This window comes from Sporomusa intestinalis, from assembly GCF_055383785.1.
Window position 1 is genome coordinate 3,948,885 of the sequence record NZ_AP042390.1, and the last position, 16,723, is coordinate 3,965,607.

The 16,723-nt window shown below is 40.8% G+C and carries 10 protein-coding genes; 5 read left to right on the top strand and 5 right to left on the bottom strand.

The genetic code is table 11. From position 1 onward, the window contains the following. Positions 1-2: 2 nt before the first annotated feature. The 3 genes from dpdF to ACZ481_RS18565 form a co-directional block, all read right to left on the bottom strand. The gene (gene dpdF / locus ACZ481_RS18555) at positions 3-2,552 is read right to left on the bottom strand and encodes a protein DpdF (protein ID WP_464766821.1); all 2,550 of its coding nucleotides are present in this window, start codon (positions 2,550-2,552) and stop codon (positions 3-5) included. Further along, positions 2,545-5,847, bottom strand: a complete 3,303-nt coding sequence (locus ACZ481_RS18560; RefSeq protein ID WP_464766822.1) for an SNF2-related protein — start codon at positions 5,845-5,847, stop codon at positions 2,545-2,547. Before ACZ481_RS18560 ends, dpdF begins: the two co-directional genes overlap by 8 nt. A 370-nt stretch (positions 5,848-6,217) precedes the next feature. Then, positions 6,218-6,349, bottom strand: coding sequence for a helix-turn-helix domain-containing protein (locus ACZ481_RS18565; protein ID WP_464766823.1), 132 nt, complete (start codon positions 6,347-6,349; stop codon positions 6,218-6,220). 143 nt (positions 6,350-6,492) lie between these two features. Between ACZ481_RS18565 and ACZ481_RS18570 the strand changes: the two genes are divergently transcribed. The 5 genes from ACZ481_RS18570 to ACZ481_RS18590 all read left to right on the top strand — a co-directional run bounded on the left by ACZ481_RS18570 (position 6,493) and on the right by ACZ481_RS18590 (position 13,046). Further along, positions 6,493-7,254, top strand: a complete 762-nt coding sequence (locus tag ACZ481_RS18570; protein ID WP_464766824.1) for a hypothetical protein — start codon at positions 6,493-6,495, stop codon at positions 7,252-7,254. Beyond that, complete coding sequence (locus ACZ481_RS18575) at positions 7,251-10,763, top strand: hypothetical protein (protein WP_464766825.1); 3,513 nt, start codon at positions 7,251-7,253, stop codon at positions 10,761-10,763. The genes ACZ481_RS18570 and ACZ481_RS18575 overlap by 4 nt, the downstream gene beginning before the upstream one ends. 16 nt (positions 10,764-10,779) lie before the next feature. Then, entirely contained in the window at positions 10,780-11,688 is a 909-nt protein-coding gene (locus ACZ481_RS18580) for a tRNA-guanine transglycosylase (protein ID WP_464766826.1), read from the top strand. A gap of 219 nt (positions 11,689-11,907) precedes the next feature. Next, positions 11,908-12,225, top strand: a complete 318-nt coding sequence (locus ACZ481_RS18585; protein WP_464766827.1) for a hypothetical protein — start codon at positions 11,908-11,910, stop codon at positions 12,223-12,225. Next, a complete protein-coding gene (locus ACZ481_RS18590) occupies positions 12,222-13,046 on the top strand; it encodes an IS3 family transposase (RefSeq protein WP_464766828.1) in 825 nt (274 codons plus the stop codon). Before ACZ481_RS18585 ends, ACZ481_RS18590 begins: the two co-directional genes overlap by 4 nt. A gap of 584 nt (positions 13,047-13,630) precedes the next feature. On the opposite strand, the gene ACZ481_RS18595 is transcribed toward ACZ481_RS18590, so the two are convergent. Both ACZ481_RS18595 and ACZ481_RS18600 read right to left on the bottom strand, forming a co-directional pair. After that, complete coding sequence (locus ACZ481_RS18595) at positions 13,631-14,665, bottom strand: hypothetical protein (RefSeq protein WP_464766829.1); 1,035 nt, start codon at positions 14,663-14,665, stop codon at positions 13,631-13,633. A 606-nt stretch (positions 14,666-15,271) separates the two neighbouring features. Continuing rightward, a complete protein-coding gene (locus tag ACZ481_RS18600; RefSeq protein ID WP_464766830.1) occupies positions 15,272-16,663 on the bottom strand; it encodes a short-chain fatty acid transporter in 1,392 nt (463 codons plus the stop codon). Positions 16,664-16,723 lie beyond the last annotated feature (60 nt).

Genomic DNA, 16,723 nt, shown 5'->3' on the forward strand with positions numbered 1-16,723 from the left:
CCTTAGAATAAAACGTTTTCTTCTAGTTGTTTCATCGAAGAAGTCAATCGTTGCAACGGGTATCTTCCCTCAACTAATTCACTTAAAGACTTCCCTTGGGACGTGATAATAGTTTCTTCATTTGTTATATGAATAACTTGGTTCTCGGTTGATGCCGACAGATATAGCCTTAACCACTCATAGCACATAACCGTATCCCTAGCAGCAGAATACCAGGCAGCTATTACCCCACGAATATTGGTCTTCTCCCTGTTCAAGACCTCTTCCCAAGCATAAAGTGTATAATGGAAATGGAAAGAGGGTAACGATTCCATGAATGCAGCTAAACTAGTAATTTTATTTCCAGGAAGTATGATGGTGCGAATTCCTGATTTGATTAGTGCAGCAACGTCGGAAGCCTCAACCGAACTCTTCGCAGTATATAGCAGTAACTGAGCTCGATAACCTAACCAGCGCTGTAATGAGCCTGTTAGTGCGTCCTCTCTAGTTAATTGAGGCCCTTGGATTACTAATTCAGAATTCGACTTATTATAACATGGGAGATTACCCCGGCAACTCGGGCACCCACCACACACTTCACGAGTGTATGAATAAACTGCTCTGAAATGCTCACTCCAGCAACGCGTACCCTTTTTGTTGAGTAATGCGTACATGCGTCTTAAATCTTCCCGCTTAGCATTCCATTCCTCTTGTCTTGGTTGATTTACAATACTAATTAATAGTTCTTCGTTTTCAAATGCACTAATATCGTTCATTTGTACTAGAATATGGCGTCTAGATTCCATACTAGGATATTTAACATCGATAATATTGATTAGATTGCAACGGTATAAGAATAGCAACGTAACTTCATTTATATTCGCGTTAGTATCACCTGTCTCTTTGTCTAATAGATGAGGGGGGCGGCAACCACTATCAACCCACACCATATCACCGTCGATGAACTGACCCTGCTGCCGTAAGGAAAACCATCGCTGGGCTATTGTTTCCGGGCGAAGTACAGAACTCTTTATTAAGTTAAACGATTTTTTATAATCCGGCAATTCGACAACACTAAGAAGCGCAACAAAAGGACACCCATCTCTACCGCCTCGTCCTACCTGTTGATAATAACTGTTGATACTTTCAGGTAGGTGTACGTGAATAATTGCTCGAATATCCGGTTTATCCACGCCCATACCAAAGGCCGACGTAGCAACCATGACATCTATCTGGTCCGAGTTCCACTGCTCAACGAGCTTTTTTCGCTTATCAGCACTTGTACTTCCCGAAAAGATTTCTACTCTACTAAGCCCTGATTGATTAAGACGGCGTTTCCATTGCACTGCTTCACTTGGGTTTGTTACATATAGGATAGCGGGTTTTGGCAGCAAGGGTATTATTTCCACTATCTTCTCGTGCCGTTGTTCATTACTGCTCGAATGGTCTAGGATATAGATGGGTTCAGGGCGAAGGGCATCCCCGCGCACAGAAATTAATTTATCAGGTTCGGAAAACATACTTGTTAGTAACTCTGTCGTTCGATCTGATAAGGTTGCCGATAGCAGAATTGTCCGTAGTCTTCCGTTACTTTCGTCAAGCAGTTGCTTTCGGAAACCGGATAATAATTGGAAATCTGTACGAAATGCACTCCCCCAATCTGCAACCATATGAGCCTCATCAATAACCAAACTCACTAGTTTACCCTTTCGCGCTGTCTCGAGAATAAGTGTACGAAAACCGCGCCCTAAGATAGTCTCAGGAGACATATAAACAAGCGGAATGGTACCCATTCTTATTCCATTATATATCTGCTGGTGAACCTCATCGCTAATCCCCCTATAATAGGCTGCAGGCTTATATTCATCACTAAGTGCATTACTAAAACACTTTTTGGCCTGTTCAGCCTGGTCTATAGCTAACGCAACCGTCGGCACTACGACTAACGTCGTTCCCGCCTGATCAATAGCGCCACTTAATGTTCCACCCTCGGTCACCCAGTACGCTGGAAATCTACCAACAGTACTTTTTCCTCCTCCTGTCGGAAGGCAAACAAGTAGCGTGTAACCAGGGGGTAATTCCATGGCTTGCTTAACTGCGATTTTTTGACCGCTAGAAGCAAATTGGTTGTAACCGGTCATCGCCGCAAGCGTTCCGTCACCTAGATTAAACTCCTTCGTCTGACACGGTTCCAAATTGTAGACTTTTTGAATAGCATCAAATGCTCCAAACCAGGACGGCATCTTTTTTATCGCACTAATCTCCCCGTCGTTATCAATATGTAGGTTGGTATTGTCGCAAACTGCCTTCATCTTTTTTACATACTCAGGGTGAAGCACAAAAGTACATTGCCAGTTTAAAAGGACTTGCCTCAAATGACTTGCTATATCCAACCATCCCTTAGAACTCGGTTTCTGCTCAGAGTCACTAAGAGAACGGCATAAACGGTAAGCACAAGAAACCTTTGAACGAATTTCACTGCTTTTCATCAGTTTTTCAATGAGGACTACCCCATCGTCCGGGGTTAAGTCCTTTTCTAATACAAGTTGGAGAATGCTGGTTACGTTATTCAAGTGTGGGCCCCCCCCACACCAGAGCAGCAGAATCTAGACGCACCTCTGTTTTCTTAAGACCGGTCTGTAATGCACGAAATACAGTTTCCATTTCGTCGATTCGTTCATCACTTGCACCGTGTTTTTCTCCATAGTACAAAGCAGATGCTTTCAAGCCATAAAAACGTCGTGAAAAATCAGCTCTGGCAGCTTCGATTTCAATGAGGCTATTAAGCTTTTCGTTAGCCTGATTCAATCCCCGCTCATAGGCTTCATTAACTATTTTCCGCCATTCAGTTGCTGGAAATTGTTCTTTAGTCCATTGCAGATTACTAGTCTTGAATTGTTCCTTGATCCTTAGAAAATCCGTTTCAATTTTGCGCTTTCCAAGATGGGCTGTTTTTTTTGGCTCAAATTCTTGTGTGAGTAGGGTCGTATCTATCTCAGATACCAACGCCTCGTCCTCTATCGAAAGTCCGTGAACAGTAATAATGGGATCAAGAGGAATATAGCCCTGAGCCAGCGAGATATGTGTCAACGGCACTTTGTACTTTATCAATGGACTAGTGCTGAAAACTACCGCCCAGGTGAAAACTAAACCCCACCACTCTCGTGGAACTGGCAACCTTATTGCATAAGCGCAGCAACGCCCGCGATAACATTCTTGGGCGTTTTCAGTGATGGCATCAAACATTTTTTCTCCTGGTGCAAAGAACGAAAGATTCTCCATTTCTAGTGCCACACGCCGTGAGAAGGTTCCCCGAATCTGCTGAGCAACTCCGCTTCTTCGGAGAGTTTCCTGCATGTTAGGCGGACGAAACAAGGTATTGTTCGTAGCGTTCGGGCTAAAACGCTGTGGTGCAAACGTTACAATATTGCTGCCTCTAGCGCCTGTGGCACCAAGCCCTACGGCTGATGTCCATTTCATCATTGTATCCGCTAAAACTCGTCCTTCTTCAGCATCAAAATGACTAATTAGTTTAATTAATTGACCTTCCACTCTTTGGTCCAATTGTCGGCACAAGTCAAAATATCGTTCTTTAGCAACGATCTCCCGCATCTCGGTCAACTGCTGTTGCAGTGGTTCAAGAGCTTCCTTTAGTCCATAGCGTACATCGTTCAAAACAGCCTTTTCCATTTGAGTGAGGATTTCTTTTAAGGCAATTTCCAGTCCGCTTAAGGATTTATGAAAAATATTCAGGCCTTTGTTCCACAGAAGAAATAACTGCTCTTCCACTGTTTCCGTCGCGTAAAAAACTACAGATGTTACTTCTCTCGATCGTCCAATACGGTCGACACGACCAATGCGTTGCTCTAATTCTGAAGGATGCCACGGTATATCAATATGAATAATGGCGTGGGCTAACTGGAAGTTCCGCCCCTCGCCTCCTAAAGCATCGCACAATATAAACCGACACCTGGAATCATTCTGGAAGCGATCAACTTCTTCTTGAAGTTCGATTGCCTTTTTACCTCGATGAAAGATGGCGACAGATTGTTCTCCGTAACGGGATCGAAGCGTTTCCGCCAGCGGTATAATTGACTCAGTGAAATTCGAAAACAATACGAATTTTTCGCATTCCAGTGTTTCTTCAAGATAGTTACATATCTTGCCAAATCGCCCCTTAATACTATCAGGATCTTCGTCCAATAAATAACCAATCTGTGATAACTCATGCTCAACTTCATTTTGCCAGCGTGAACATATTTTATCAATTGAGATCAACTTCTCCTGTTCATTAAGAATGCTTGGTATCTCACTTTTTTGGATTTGAGCAAGTCGTTGACGAAGTATCTCACGTATAGCCCAAGGGGAACTGCAAACCGAACTCAGCATTTTTTTCACGAGTGACATAGTGATCTCTGAATCAACTTCTTCCAAAAAAGCTACGATATGCTCGTAAGCGTCTTGTTCATAAAATCCATATTCTGAGCCTGCCATGTCGTATTGAACTGTTTCAAGGACACGAGTAGGGAGTTTGTCTTTAAGTTCTTCTCGACGGTGGCGAATAATTCGCCTCTCAATTTGATAGTTCTCACCTAAATAGGCCAGTGCTACTTTGACAACTTCCAATCCATGGTCATCACTTTCTGGGTCAATTTTATAAATAAGACTGCTAAAAACCCTATCGTCAAGTTGATTAGCTAGTTGGCTTAGTTCGTCGATGAATTCTTCTGCTAACCTGTCTTCAATGTAAAACTCAATATCCTGCATTAGTCGCTGGACTGTCGAAGCGATATCACTTTGTTTTTCTAAAAGTTCTGAAAACTTATTGATTGCCATTTTTCCAAAACGCTGAGGAACTAATAAAGCAAGTAGTCGCAGATAATCCTCCCGGCGTTGCTGAATTGGAGTGGCACTTAACAACAATAAATTATCAGTCTGACAACTTAATTGATAAATAAATCTATAATGCTCTTGTAATGTTAATAGTCGATGCGTTTCATCTACTATTAACAACCCCCAATTGTCTAGGAGAATATCTTGGGCCTCTTTTGTTACAATATCTTCAAGCGGAAAGATCAAGTAATCGGTATAAACCATACTCTTTGAATATATAGGAGCTTCAATCCAGAACTTATAAGAAAGTTCGTTTTGCCATTGGTGCATAAGGGATTGAGGGGCAATTATGAGCGTTCTTAGGCGTGAATTCTTATCTTTTAAGCCCTTCATAATAACACACGCTTCAATAGTCTTACCTAAACCCACTTCATCGGCTAACATCAATCTACAGGGACTCTCAGTCATGGCACGTACAATAGTATCTATCTGATGGGGCATAAGGAAAACTCTCGCCCCGATGAGAGTCTCAAAACCGTAAGTAGCGTTATGTAACATATGTAAGGAACTTCTTACAATATTACGATGCTTGAACCAAAACGGGCTTTGAAATTCATAATTAAGTAGTTGCGTAAGAGGGGGCATATCGGCACGATTTAACGGTATAATCAAATCTCTTTCACAGACCAGTTTAACTACTTTTTGTCCGTCATGATCAAACTCAGCAAAGTACCAGTAGAAATCATCATCATCCTTAACTGCCCGGGTAATTATTTTCCCTTTATGTTTTTTCCATAATACCGCTGTGCCATCTAAAGCGTAACAACGGGCGACTTGCCTGATGTCAAAGTCACCTACCTGCGGAATATTCTCATAATAAAGTTTTAAATTATAATGGTCGTAGAATTTAACTAGAACCTTGTCACTATCATCTTCAATCCGAACAATCTTCCCTAATACAAATGTACGAGGATCTGTAGGATACTCAAGATCCTGAGGACATCGCACATACATCCCACACTGCACTTTCGGCATACTAATTTCCTCCGCTAATATGATTGCTCTTCGTATTTTTACTATTACATCAGATATTCTCAACTCTTAGTTCTTTGGCAGCAAAGTTACGTTTAGTATAAAACTCCTTGTGGTTCTGAACTGAACTAGAGTAACATACTGATTACCTTTTTCACCGGCAATACCAAAACTCGACATAATAATTACATTTCTTTAAATATCTGTAAACACCTGCCAAAAAATACTGAAATAATTTAAATTGAAAAAACTATCCAATATTTGGCTAACTTAATATTTGAATCTCTTCCAGGTTATTTTCTAGTAATTAAAAACGACCTTTAAAACCATTTTCTGATTTCAAAGGCCATTTTACATAATTTGTAACTTTTCGTCAATGTGCAAGCTTAACAAGATTTTCATAATCCGGAGTCCTTCGACCAGTCTCCCAAGAAGCAACCGTTGAGCAATTTATGTGTATATTTTTAGCAAGATCCTCTTGAGTCATTTTATTTTTGTCACGCATTATTTTAATCTTGTTGACAAAATTTCCATATCATCTATCTCCTTGCAATACTATAAACCTAACCAGAAAAATAATTTTATTGACGCTCCAATTTATCATATTATATAATCGCGTCAGTTAGACACTCAAGGGAGGTCGAGAATATGCTTTTTAAAACTGTCTATGGCCCAGAGTTACAAAGTATTACCGAGTATATAGTACAAAACTCTCCGGTTACTAAAGAAAAGCTATCCCATATCTTCGTGCCATCCATCAATGGTGAACATAGAAATACAATAAACCTAGATGATGCATTGGCTTTCCTAACCTCTTGCCATATGATCGAAAGAAACATTAATGGAAAGTATGAAAGTACACTAAAAAACTCCACCTTTCATGTCCAATTCCTTGCTTGTCTGCGGAGAATCCAACAAGATCAAACTTGGCGTAACCATCCCTTAGATGGTTGGTTTCTCGACATTATTGAGCACTTGTATATTCAATCCGACGAAGCAATACATTTTGGGCTCCATAAAAAAATTAACGCCCTACTATTGTCGGAAAAACTTAGTGAAGAAAAAATAAATGCCTGGAAGCGGGTGCTGGAATTTGCCGGTGTAGGGCGTCGAGTATATAGTGGTTTTTTATGTACCTACCATCCCCATATAATAACAAAAATTATTGAAATTTGGACCGAAACTGAAGGGCCAATACAAGTGTTATTGGAAGAACATCTTAACAGATTTCTTCCATGGAGAACAAAAACTGGTGAAATCAGTAGATCATTAAGCTTACCACTGGAGTATTTACATTCTAAAGGACTTATTAAACTCTCTATGAAACAAGATTTACCCCATCGTTCATATTTTAGAAACCAACGCGCAAATTGGATTTTAAAAGGAGAGAAGACATGTTACCCTGTGTGAATGAAAACTCCTTGAAGCTCTTTTCGATTACTGCGGACGAACGTTTTTCCCTTGGAGAAGGTATATTTATCCGAACACATAGTCCAATCACAATGAGGCGATTTTTAGGCAACCAGGAAATTGATCCCTGGAACGAGCAAGACCTATTTTACTCTCTAGCACAAAATAATTCAGAAGGTAATATAGGTAACCGGACCTATGTCCTCTATGGAGCAGCAGGTTCGGGAAAATCCGAGACCATTCGATGGTTACAGCATAAATTGTACAACACGCCGCGGGCGCCGCTTATCCTACGTATATCACGCACTGAACTTGACCCAGTAAAAATCCTAGAAAAACTTTTACAACAGTTCAGTGGAACGGGACTAACACAGAGCGTATTAATACATTGGGATAGTCTACAAAAAAAAACTGTTACCCTTGCCAATCACCTTGTCTGGTCTGCACTAGGCAAAATGTTTGATAGTGACGAAAAAATTATCCCTCTCACTTATAAACTTCGCCCAATTATAGAAGAAAACCTAAAAACTAAATTTTTCTCTTGTGGGGAGGATACTCATTCTGTTCCTGCCGAACTTATTTCTCTGGAACAATTAGAAATAATTGTAGAGGATACGTGTTTTGACTGTAACATAAACTGCGAACAACTACAATCCCTCATGATACGTGAGCTAGAACAAGAAATGTTTGGGGGATACAACTTTAAAGAAACTCTTAAACGCATTGGGAGCAACGTTTTCCGTCAGACTGGTATACGTCCACTACTTCTTATCGATGATTTAGTACAGTCACTGAATGTATTTGCAAGTGACTTATTGGACTTTTTCATTACACTTGATGAAGGAAACTGGGATATTGTAATGGGGTTAACCCCAGCATCATTTGAAAGCACCAAGCGAGGTCGCGAACTTCTTAATAGGATTTCAAATCTTGATACATTTGATGACCGCATGATGAAACTATGGTTCAGTGATGAACATGGCTCTCAATCATATTTTTTGAATATTGACAATTGTATTGACTATGCTGCGCGGTATATGCAAGAGGCTAAGAGGCAAAACGGATACGATTGTGATTACCGATGTATACACGCTGATTATTGCGCGAGTCTGCATGAAGAATATCCAGGAGCAGTTACTCTACTCCCATTCAACGAAGCATCTTTAAAACGTATGTATCTCCATATACCAGAAAACAAAGGCCGTCCGCGACATTTTATTAACAGTATCGGTAATGTTCTAACCCTCTATCTTCAAAACAAACATACCACTGCATGGGAAACCTACTTTAAAAGGGAATATGCCCCAGCGTGCGAAGACTCTTGCCTACGATTGTTATTATCTGTTTACACTTCACCTAGCGCAGTCGATGATGGCCACGTACTTGTAAATCCTGCTCTAGCCAAGTTCTTCTTTCCCGCGTTAAATGAGGCAAAAATACCTGTTTCGGTTGAATTAATACCTCTAACTTCTTTATCTACAATACATGACGCATATGATATAGATGACTCCCTTGATCCTGTCAAGCAAGCAATACGAGACTGGTTAGATGGCCTTCCAGTCAATAAGGAATTATTCCGAAGTGTACGTCAAGGCCTTGCTTCCGTATACCGTGATATCGTACAACCAAACAGCTTAAGTTTGCCCTATAGTCCCCGGCAAAATAGCACTGTCCGCATAGAAAAAGATTTTGAAGGGTGTAGGTTTGCTCTCAATTTGGAAGATGTCGGCGAAGAAAGCTCAGAAGATGCAATATTGGTTAGTAGATCACTAGGTCATGCTACCTTCTTATTTGAAAATATTCATTCTCTCCGGGGTTATACAAAAGAAAAACAATTATCGCGTATTTTTTCTCAAGACGAGTCTTTTAAGCTTTTATATCAGACAGACGCGTTACGTAAGCAAACGGAACAGCAATTGGACAACGAACTTGGTATGCATCCTGCAGACTTTGCATACTGTTGTTTCTATGTTCTTCTTGAAACAGGACAAGCAGAACAGGAACTACCGCCTTGTTTTAATTTCCGCATTATTCATCAGTATCCTGCAGACTTGAGGCATACAGTCAAACTCCCGCCCGAAATAGTATTTCTTATTTATCAACAATTCCGAGATTGGTTTTTATTACGCGAAAACATCTATGATGGTCCAAGTATTGAGATAGTGAAAAAACGCTATCGCGCATTAGATGTCTTTTCAGTCCTAAACTCTATAGATGCCAAATCCGTAGATCCACATTACAAAATAGGCAACTATCTATTATGTAATTTTATTGACAAAATACAAGATCATATTTCTAAGTGGTTTGACTTCTGGAACTCAACACTGGTTAAAGAACGATTAGAAACCTTTCGTCAAGTCTTTAGATTAGTAGAAGAATGTAGTAATCCCAGGCTATTGGAGGAAGTAAATATTTATGTAAATGATATTGCTTCATACTGTAGCCTTCCAGCTCCTTTATTGCCAGATTGGCAACTATATTACCGCCTTCGAAACCATTTACATAAAAATTGGAATGGGTTATTTAAAGATACTAAGACATTACCACTTTTTCCCGATTACTTCAATCCATTATCTGCCCACTATCATTTGATGCTGCTTGGCTCATTGCATACCGCAGACTGGTCATCGCCTTTTGGTCTGTTGAGATTTACGGATACTGTATTTGAATTTTTGCATGCTAAACAAAAGCATTTCGATGAGATTTTGTTTGAGAAACGTCTTGCCAGTTACTTTAGTCCAATAGATCCACTCCCCCCAAAAAGTACACTTAACGGCGATATTCTGTATGTCCTCAGAGAACTGGCTTGCCAATCGAACGAACGAAAAATATTAACCCTTCACCTTAATTATCTTATCCTTGTACACCCATACGCAGGAGAAGAACTGATAGAAAATGCCAGATTATTTCTGGATATGATAAACAAATTACAAACTGCTAAGTTGCCTGAATCAATACACTCTCGCCTGACCAAGCAACAAAAAAACTGCGAACGATATTTAAAGATTGTTGCAACTCTATATCATTCGGAAATTCACAGTATTTCTTCACCCCCAGGAATGTATGAATGGCAATTACATGCCTACCAACTATCAACAGTTGCACTGTGTGAAAGTATTCAATACTGTATTGAAAAGCTGCAATATTACTATTACATACGTTGTACCTTACTTGCGTCGTTCATCCCTCAATATCGAGAAGTTGCCTCAACGCTGAATCGGAATCATTCACATCTGGTACAGTTCGCCACACTTGCTGAGGCATGTGCCAACTTGATAACACAGGTTGAAAATTTGGAAGAAATCCCCTGTGCAGAATCTATTTTAAGCGATCTTAATATTGATTATCCCCAAATAGGGAAAAGTGTGCTTATTAGTCTATTAAATGGTGATGAACCCTCGCTTACTCTTGATAAATTCAATCCAGAAATAATAAATATGTTTCGAGATTTTCCTCACCTTTACGAAACCATCGAAATACGTTTTAAAACAAAGAAGGTACAAACTTGAAAACCAGGAGGTTCAAATGGATTTTTTTATCTCATGGTCTGACAGTGACCCAAATTACTCAAACTTTATGCCAGTTGTTAACCTCCTCGTGAGCCCATCTGGAGTGTCGCAGACGTGGACCACATCTCGCCTTCCAGTTCAACCTCAAAAGCTTATCATTGATAGTGGCGCTTTTGCAATAATGAATCATACTAAACAATGGTCTCAAAAAAAAGTGTTTTCCTGCCAGATAAACATGCTCCAAGGGTCGACTGTTCCAACATGGATCGGCCATTTTGATCATCCGATCCCGCCATCCTGTGACTCTAATTCAGAGGTCTACCGACGCATTGAAACAACCTTAGCTCAAGCTTATGAATTTATTAATCTAGCTGCCAACGCTAAACTTCCATCAAATGTGAAAACAATAGGCGTTATACAGGGGAATAGCTATGAAAGTGTACGCTACTGTGCCCGTGAAATCTCTAGATTAGATTTTGATCTTTATGGTATTGGTTCATTAGCCCCAGTATATGATTCTCAGTCAATTCTGGAAAGAATAATGGGTGCTGTGGAAATTATAGGAACGCGCTTGCATGTTTTCGGCATTTCTTCCCTTCAAGTCATCGAACAACTTATCCGTATGAAAATCCAGTCATGTGACTCATCTCGCCCAATAAAAGCTGCTTTCTATGGGGACGCTTTTTATAGTAATCCTTTTCGAACTTTTACTGTTTCATCATCGCGACGAGAGCGAACAGCATTAACATTAGATACTCCACTTCCTTGTTCTTGCCCAATTTGCAGTAAAAATCCCTTAGCAATTATGACTTCAGGTAGCAGACAGGGTATCCATCTTAGGGCTATTCATAATTTTTATCACTTACTTGAAGAGATAAAAATTATATCAGACAATCAGACTTTAGCATCTACTAAAATTTTTTAAAAAACAAACTTCTTATTGTCCGACTTGTAGATTGTATCACCTACCCTATTCGCTCTTACAGTATGCTGTTTTCCGCACATACCTACTAAACATCCGATAAAAAATGTCTCCCTGTCCAAGCTCGCTTTCCACTAGATTTTGAACTGAATCCCTAAATCCGGACATTGAAAGAAAGACCTCCTATTGTAGAATTAGAAATCTGCACTAGGAGGTCTTGTTATGTCCGGAAAATGTGGCATGAAACATTTTGGGGAAAGCATTATTAAAGAAGTTCTTCAAATGAAAGAAAATGGAGTGACCAATCGTGAAATTGCTGAATACTTCAACTTGAGAAATACTAAGGCCGTTAAAAGTCTAGTGAATAGGCATAATCGAAAGCAAAGGTCCCTAGAGGAGGGAATCGTATTACGGCCAAAAGGAAGACCAAGAAAAGGAACAAGTTTAACAACCGATCAGGAAAAGGACAACGAAATTAAGCGGTTAAAGATGGAGAATGAGCTTCTGCGTTCTTTTCTTCAAATCGCTGGAAGGAGGTGAGTCCTTCAGTAAAATATCGAGCAATATATCGCTATAGAGATAAGTATTCAATAACGGCCATGTGTAAGTTTTTTGCAGTATCCCGTAGCGGATATTACGATTTTTGTAAGAGAATCGATAAACCAGACAAAGATGAACTCTTGGCCCAAATGATAAAAGAGTGCCAGGACTGTACAGGTAAAACATACGGCTATCGACGGGTTAAAATATGGCTGCATCGAAAAAAGCAACTATTGGTTAACCACAAAACCATATTGCGAATCATGAATAAATATGGACTATTGGCTGAAATACGACGACGCAAAAAGTATAAACGAATGGGTGAGCAACTACATAAATACGAGAACCTTCTAAATCGAGACTTTAAGGTCGCCAAACCCAATCAAAAATGGGTTACCGATATTTCCTACATTCACACTGGTCAAGGGACTCTTTATCTGTCCATGATTCGTGATCTGTTTGATGAAAGCATAATTTCATACAGGGTAGGCGCAGAGCAAACGGTTAATCTCGTACTTAATACTGTTAAAGCTGCTATACAAAAAGAAGGGGTCACCGAAGAGCTGCAACTCCACAGTGACCAAGGGTTTCAATACACTTCAACCGGGTATTTCAACCTAACCAAAGAATACGGTATTATACCTTCCATGTCAAGAAAAGGGAATTGCTATGATAACGCAATGGCGGAAAATTTCTTCGGTATTCTCAAATCAGAGTGTATCTATAGACATAAGCCAAAAAATTTGGATGAGGCCCGACAACTAATTGATGATATATGTATTTCTATAACCATGAACGTATTCAGCTTAAAACAAAACTGACACCGCTCGAAAAGCGATGCCAGATTGCGTAAATCCATATAATTCTACGATAGGCTTTTTTAATTATGTCCGTTGCACAGGATTCAGTTCATATACTCTTATAGGCTATTTTTATATGAGACACTAATTACACCCCCAGCCAAATTCTACTATTTGTAATTATTTCTATTTATGTATTTTCTTCGGTTCACGTTAAAATCCCTCTACCCCTGCTTTCTTCGCCTGCACCATGAAAAGGCAGGAATTTTGCCCCTATTCTTATTATGGGTAGGGATGTAAATTCAACTCAAGAGAATCACTCGGTGAGCTATTTCTAAATGCCTCTGTTCTTACCATGAGATAAAGTTTGACTCAGGAGAACCGTCCCCCTGAGTCACAGAATATTGCTGTAATACTGCACCAATACGGCTCTCCTGCAACGCAAAAAAGAACTCCTGTAAAATCCCACTAGATCTTACAGGAGTTCTTTTTAATATTGGCTGATAAATAAGGGTAAGGGGGGAAGGCAGACTGTGCGAAAACGTTTCGGAAAGGAGTTCGATATGCGATCCTCGCCCTTGTAAATCCACCCTGTGGCTCTAATGTCATAACATACGAACTGAATCTTCAGCCTGAAGATATCCATTCCAAGCAACTTGTAAATAATCAAGTACTGATTTCTCAGTTACTCGATTAATAAACTCTTCTTGGTCAGCTGTCCGAATCCATCCCTCATAAGTCGGATTACCGAAGTCATCGACTTCAATTAACACTCCATATTTGTTTGGGATACCTTTTTCTGCATTAACAAATAAAGGATTTGCAGGTCCTAACATGGTTTGAAAATTATCTTGCCATTTTTGATTATATGTTGTTAAAGATAAAGCATTTGATCTATTCGTTGCCAGTTCTTTGGCAATGGTCGTTTCGATATTGAGTGAATTCGAATAGTTAGTTGGAGCAGACTCTGAAGTCATTGGTGAGCCAGATAGCTCATCATGACTCCGTAATGAATCAACGAATTTATACCCGTGCCTTATCTGCGGTGGATTATTAGGATTATTATACTTTTCACCAGATATATCATTAGTTGCCCTTGGTAACCAGCTTTGTATTTGGTTAAGCTTCCCTCCACCCCACAGGCAGGAATCTATATCAAGCCACATAAGATTACTTGCCGCTCCGTATACAAAACTGGCTGATGCAGTAAATGACATAAAAGCTGGGTTGAAGTAACCATAGGTTCCATCATAAGACCTTTGCAGATCATCTATACCACCTGTTCTGAAAGCGTTAATTAGAACAGTGTAAGTATACTCCATATAGCCTTCCGTGGAGGGAGGAATAGCGAGCAATTTATATTTTTCAATAAATGCCTCAAAATCAAACGAATACGGTACTATATATGGATTACCATCAGGACCTAGCACGTAATCTCCCTTATAGGTTAAAAATTTAGCCCGGACAGTGTTTCTATCTCTATCGTTATCCATAACTTCAAAATAATCTGGATTAAAATTGGCATCTTGAGTTTCGAACCGAATCCATTCTGCGTTTGCATTTTGCCGCATTATATAATTTCCATCATATTTTACATAGTACCCCCCTTCTGTTTTTGGTTCCTTCGTAAATTGTCCCATAATCTCATCCTCCTAATCTATAATTTCTACAATGGTTTATTAAAAAATATACGACCAGATATGCTGGTCGCAAAGTAAATCTCTATGGGTACCAAAAAGTGTACTAGCCTCAAAAGATTCTGTTACAGGATAAGATTTATCCCTCTACTATTTATCCGTACAGTTAAAAGCAAACTAGTATAGGCTCTTTATATCAGATTAGGATTTTCATTGCCGTTTTTACGCTTCTCATTGTTTCAGCGCTTATAGTACAGGTATCCAATAGGAAATAGATAAAACCCGCACAGTAGGCTTGCCGTCTCACCAGGCGGCAGTCCCCATCATGAACAGCCGTTAAAGAGCCGAGCGCCAAAAAAGGGCCTTCTTTCAGCTCTCAGCCAAATAAAAAAAGTGGCCAATTCGTTGCAGAGTGAGCGGGTCACACCTTAGCTCCACAGCTCACTACTTGCAACGCATTGTCCACTTTTTTTGGGGAAACAGGGTTTTGAAGTCTACCCCAGCAAGTTGGTTGGCTCCTGCAGGGAGTTTGCGGGAAACCTCTTCTTGCTGCTCGTTCTGCTGCAACCGCAAATAGAATGCCCGTTTCCTCCTCAACTGCTCAGTTTCTTAAAGCCCCGTGGGGAATACAAGAAAGGCGATCGTCGCCATAATGCCGGACAAAACAAAGAAGAGGAACGTATAGGGCAGAATATCCTGGAACTTCAATTTAAATGCCGCCAGGTATGCCAAGGCCCAGAACGGCTGGATGTTGTTAGCCAGCTGCGCCCCGGTGCTGTAAGCGTTGACTACATGATGCGCCGGGACGCCCAGGTGTTGACCGGCGGAAAGAATATAGGGCGCCTCGATAACAAATTTGGAGCCGCCGGACGGGACGAAGAAATCCATCATCGAAGTATAAATCACGACAATCAAGGCGTAGGTTTCGGTCGTGGAAATGGAGATAAACCAGTGGGTAATGACGCCTGCTAACCCGGAATTGCTGATAATGCCGAAAATACCGGCGTACAACGGAAATTGAATAATAACACCAAAAGTCGTATTAACCCCTTGCTTGACGGAAGAGATAAAGCTCTGCGGCGTTCTGTGCAGCAGCAGCCCCATGGCAAAAAAGGTAAAGTTAACCATGTTTAAATCTAACTTTCTTACACCGTTGAGCCAGAAGAATTTTGCCACCCAGAACAACATGACGAGCGCCAGTAGCGTAGGCAGGACGGGAGAACGCTCCCACCGCTCCGCTGGGCGCAAATTCTTTACATCGCCGGTTGCCGGCGGTACATGGGCAAATTCGCTTGCAAGCGCTTCATCAAGCTCTACGGCATTTTCTTTCTTCGGCAGCAAATACATTACCAGCAGGGGAATAGCAAAAAGCTGGATGACCATAAAGGTCATGAGAAACGGCGACAAGGCTGTCTGTGTCAGGGGAATCAGGCCACCTACCGTTTTCTCCAAAAAATTGCCGGGAGTCGCCATTAGCAGCGGGGCGGCCTGGGACACACCGTTGGCCATGATGCACTGCGTGCTGTAGGCCACGGCCGCCAGGAAGGGATAATGAATCCCCAGCCCCCGCTTGCGGACCGCTATTTGCTTGCCCATTACAATCGAAAGCATTAAACCGATGCCCCAGTGAAACCAACATACCACCCCGACCACCAGACAAAACATGAGCATAGTCCGTTTGGGGGTCTTAGGCCAATCCACCAGCTTAATGATACCGCTTTTAACGAACTTGGAATCGGCTACGACAAAACCGCTGATCATCATCAAACACATCTGCATGGCAAATGTCAGCAACAACCAAAAACCGCTAGCGAAATCGTCAACCAGCTCGACTGGTCCGTGGTCTGTAAAGACCAGGGCCATAAGGTATACGATTACTGTCAACGCCAGTACGAAGACCATGGAGTCAGGTACCCAGTTAAGGCTCCATTCCGTAAATCTGTCGACCAAGCGCCGGGACGTGTTCTTTTCAGATCTATTTGCCGAACTCAAACCAGCCATAATTATACCTCCCTTAATAATACCAACGTTTTTCCTCGTTTATCTCAACTCATTCGCAGT

What these genes read in the sequence shown, in the direction of transcription:
- ACZ481_RS18560 (WP_464766822.1), bottom strand. Translation starts at nt 5,847, where the DNA reads ATGCCGAAAGTGCAGTGTGGGATGTATGTGCGATGTCCTCAGGATCTT.
- ACZ481_RS18585 (WP_464766827.1), top strand. Translation starts at nt 11,908, where the DNA reads ATGTCCGGAAAATGTGGCATGAAACATTTTGGGGAAAGCATTATTAAA.
- ACZ481_RS18580 (WP_464766826.1), top strand. Translation starts at nt 10,780, where the DNA reads ATGGATTTTTTTATCTCATGGTCTGACAGTGACCCAAATTACTCAAAC.
- ACZ481_RS18570 (WP_464766824.1), top strand. Translation starts at nt 6,493, where the DNA reads ATGCTTTTTAAAACTGTCTATGGCCCAGAGTTACAAAGTATTACCGAG.
- ACZ481_RS18595 (WP_464766829.1), bottom strand. Translation starts at nt 14,665, where the DNA reads ATGGGACAATTTACGAAGGAACCAAAAACAGAAGGGGGGTACTATGTA.
- ACZ481_RS18565 (WP_464766823.1), bottom strand. Translation starts at nt 6,349, where the DNA reads ATGCGTGACAAAAATAAAATGACTCAAGAGGATCTTGCTAAAAATATA.
- ACZ481_RS18600 (WP_464766830.1), bottom strand. Translation starts at nt 16,663, where the DNA reads ATGGCTGGTTTGAGTTCGGCAAATAGATCTGAAAAGAACACGTCCCGG.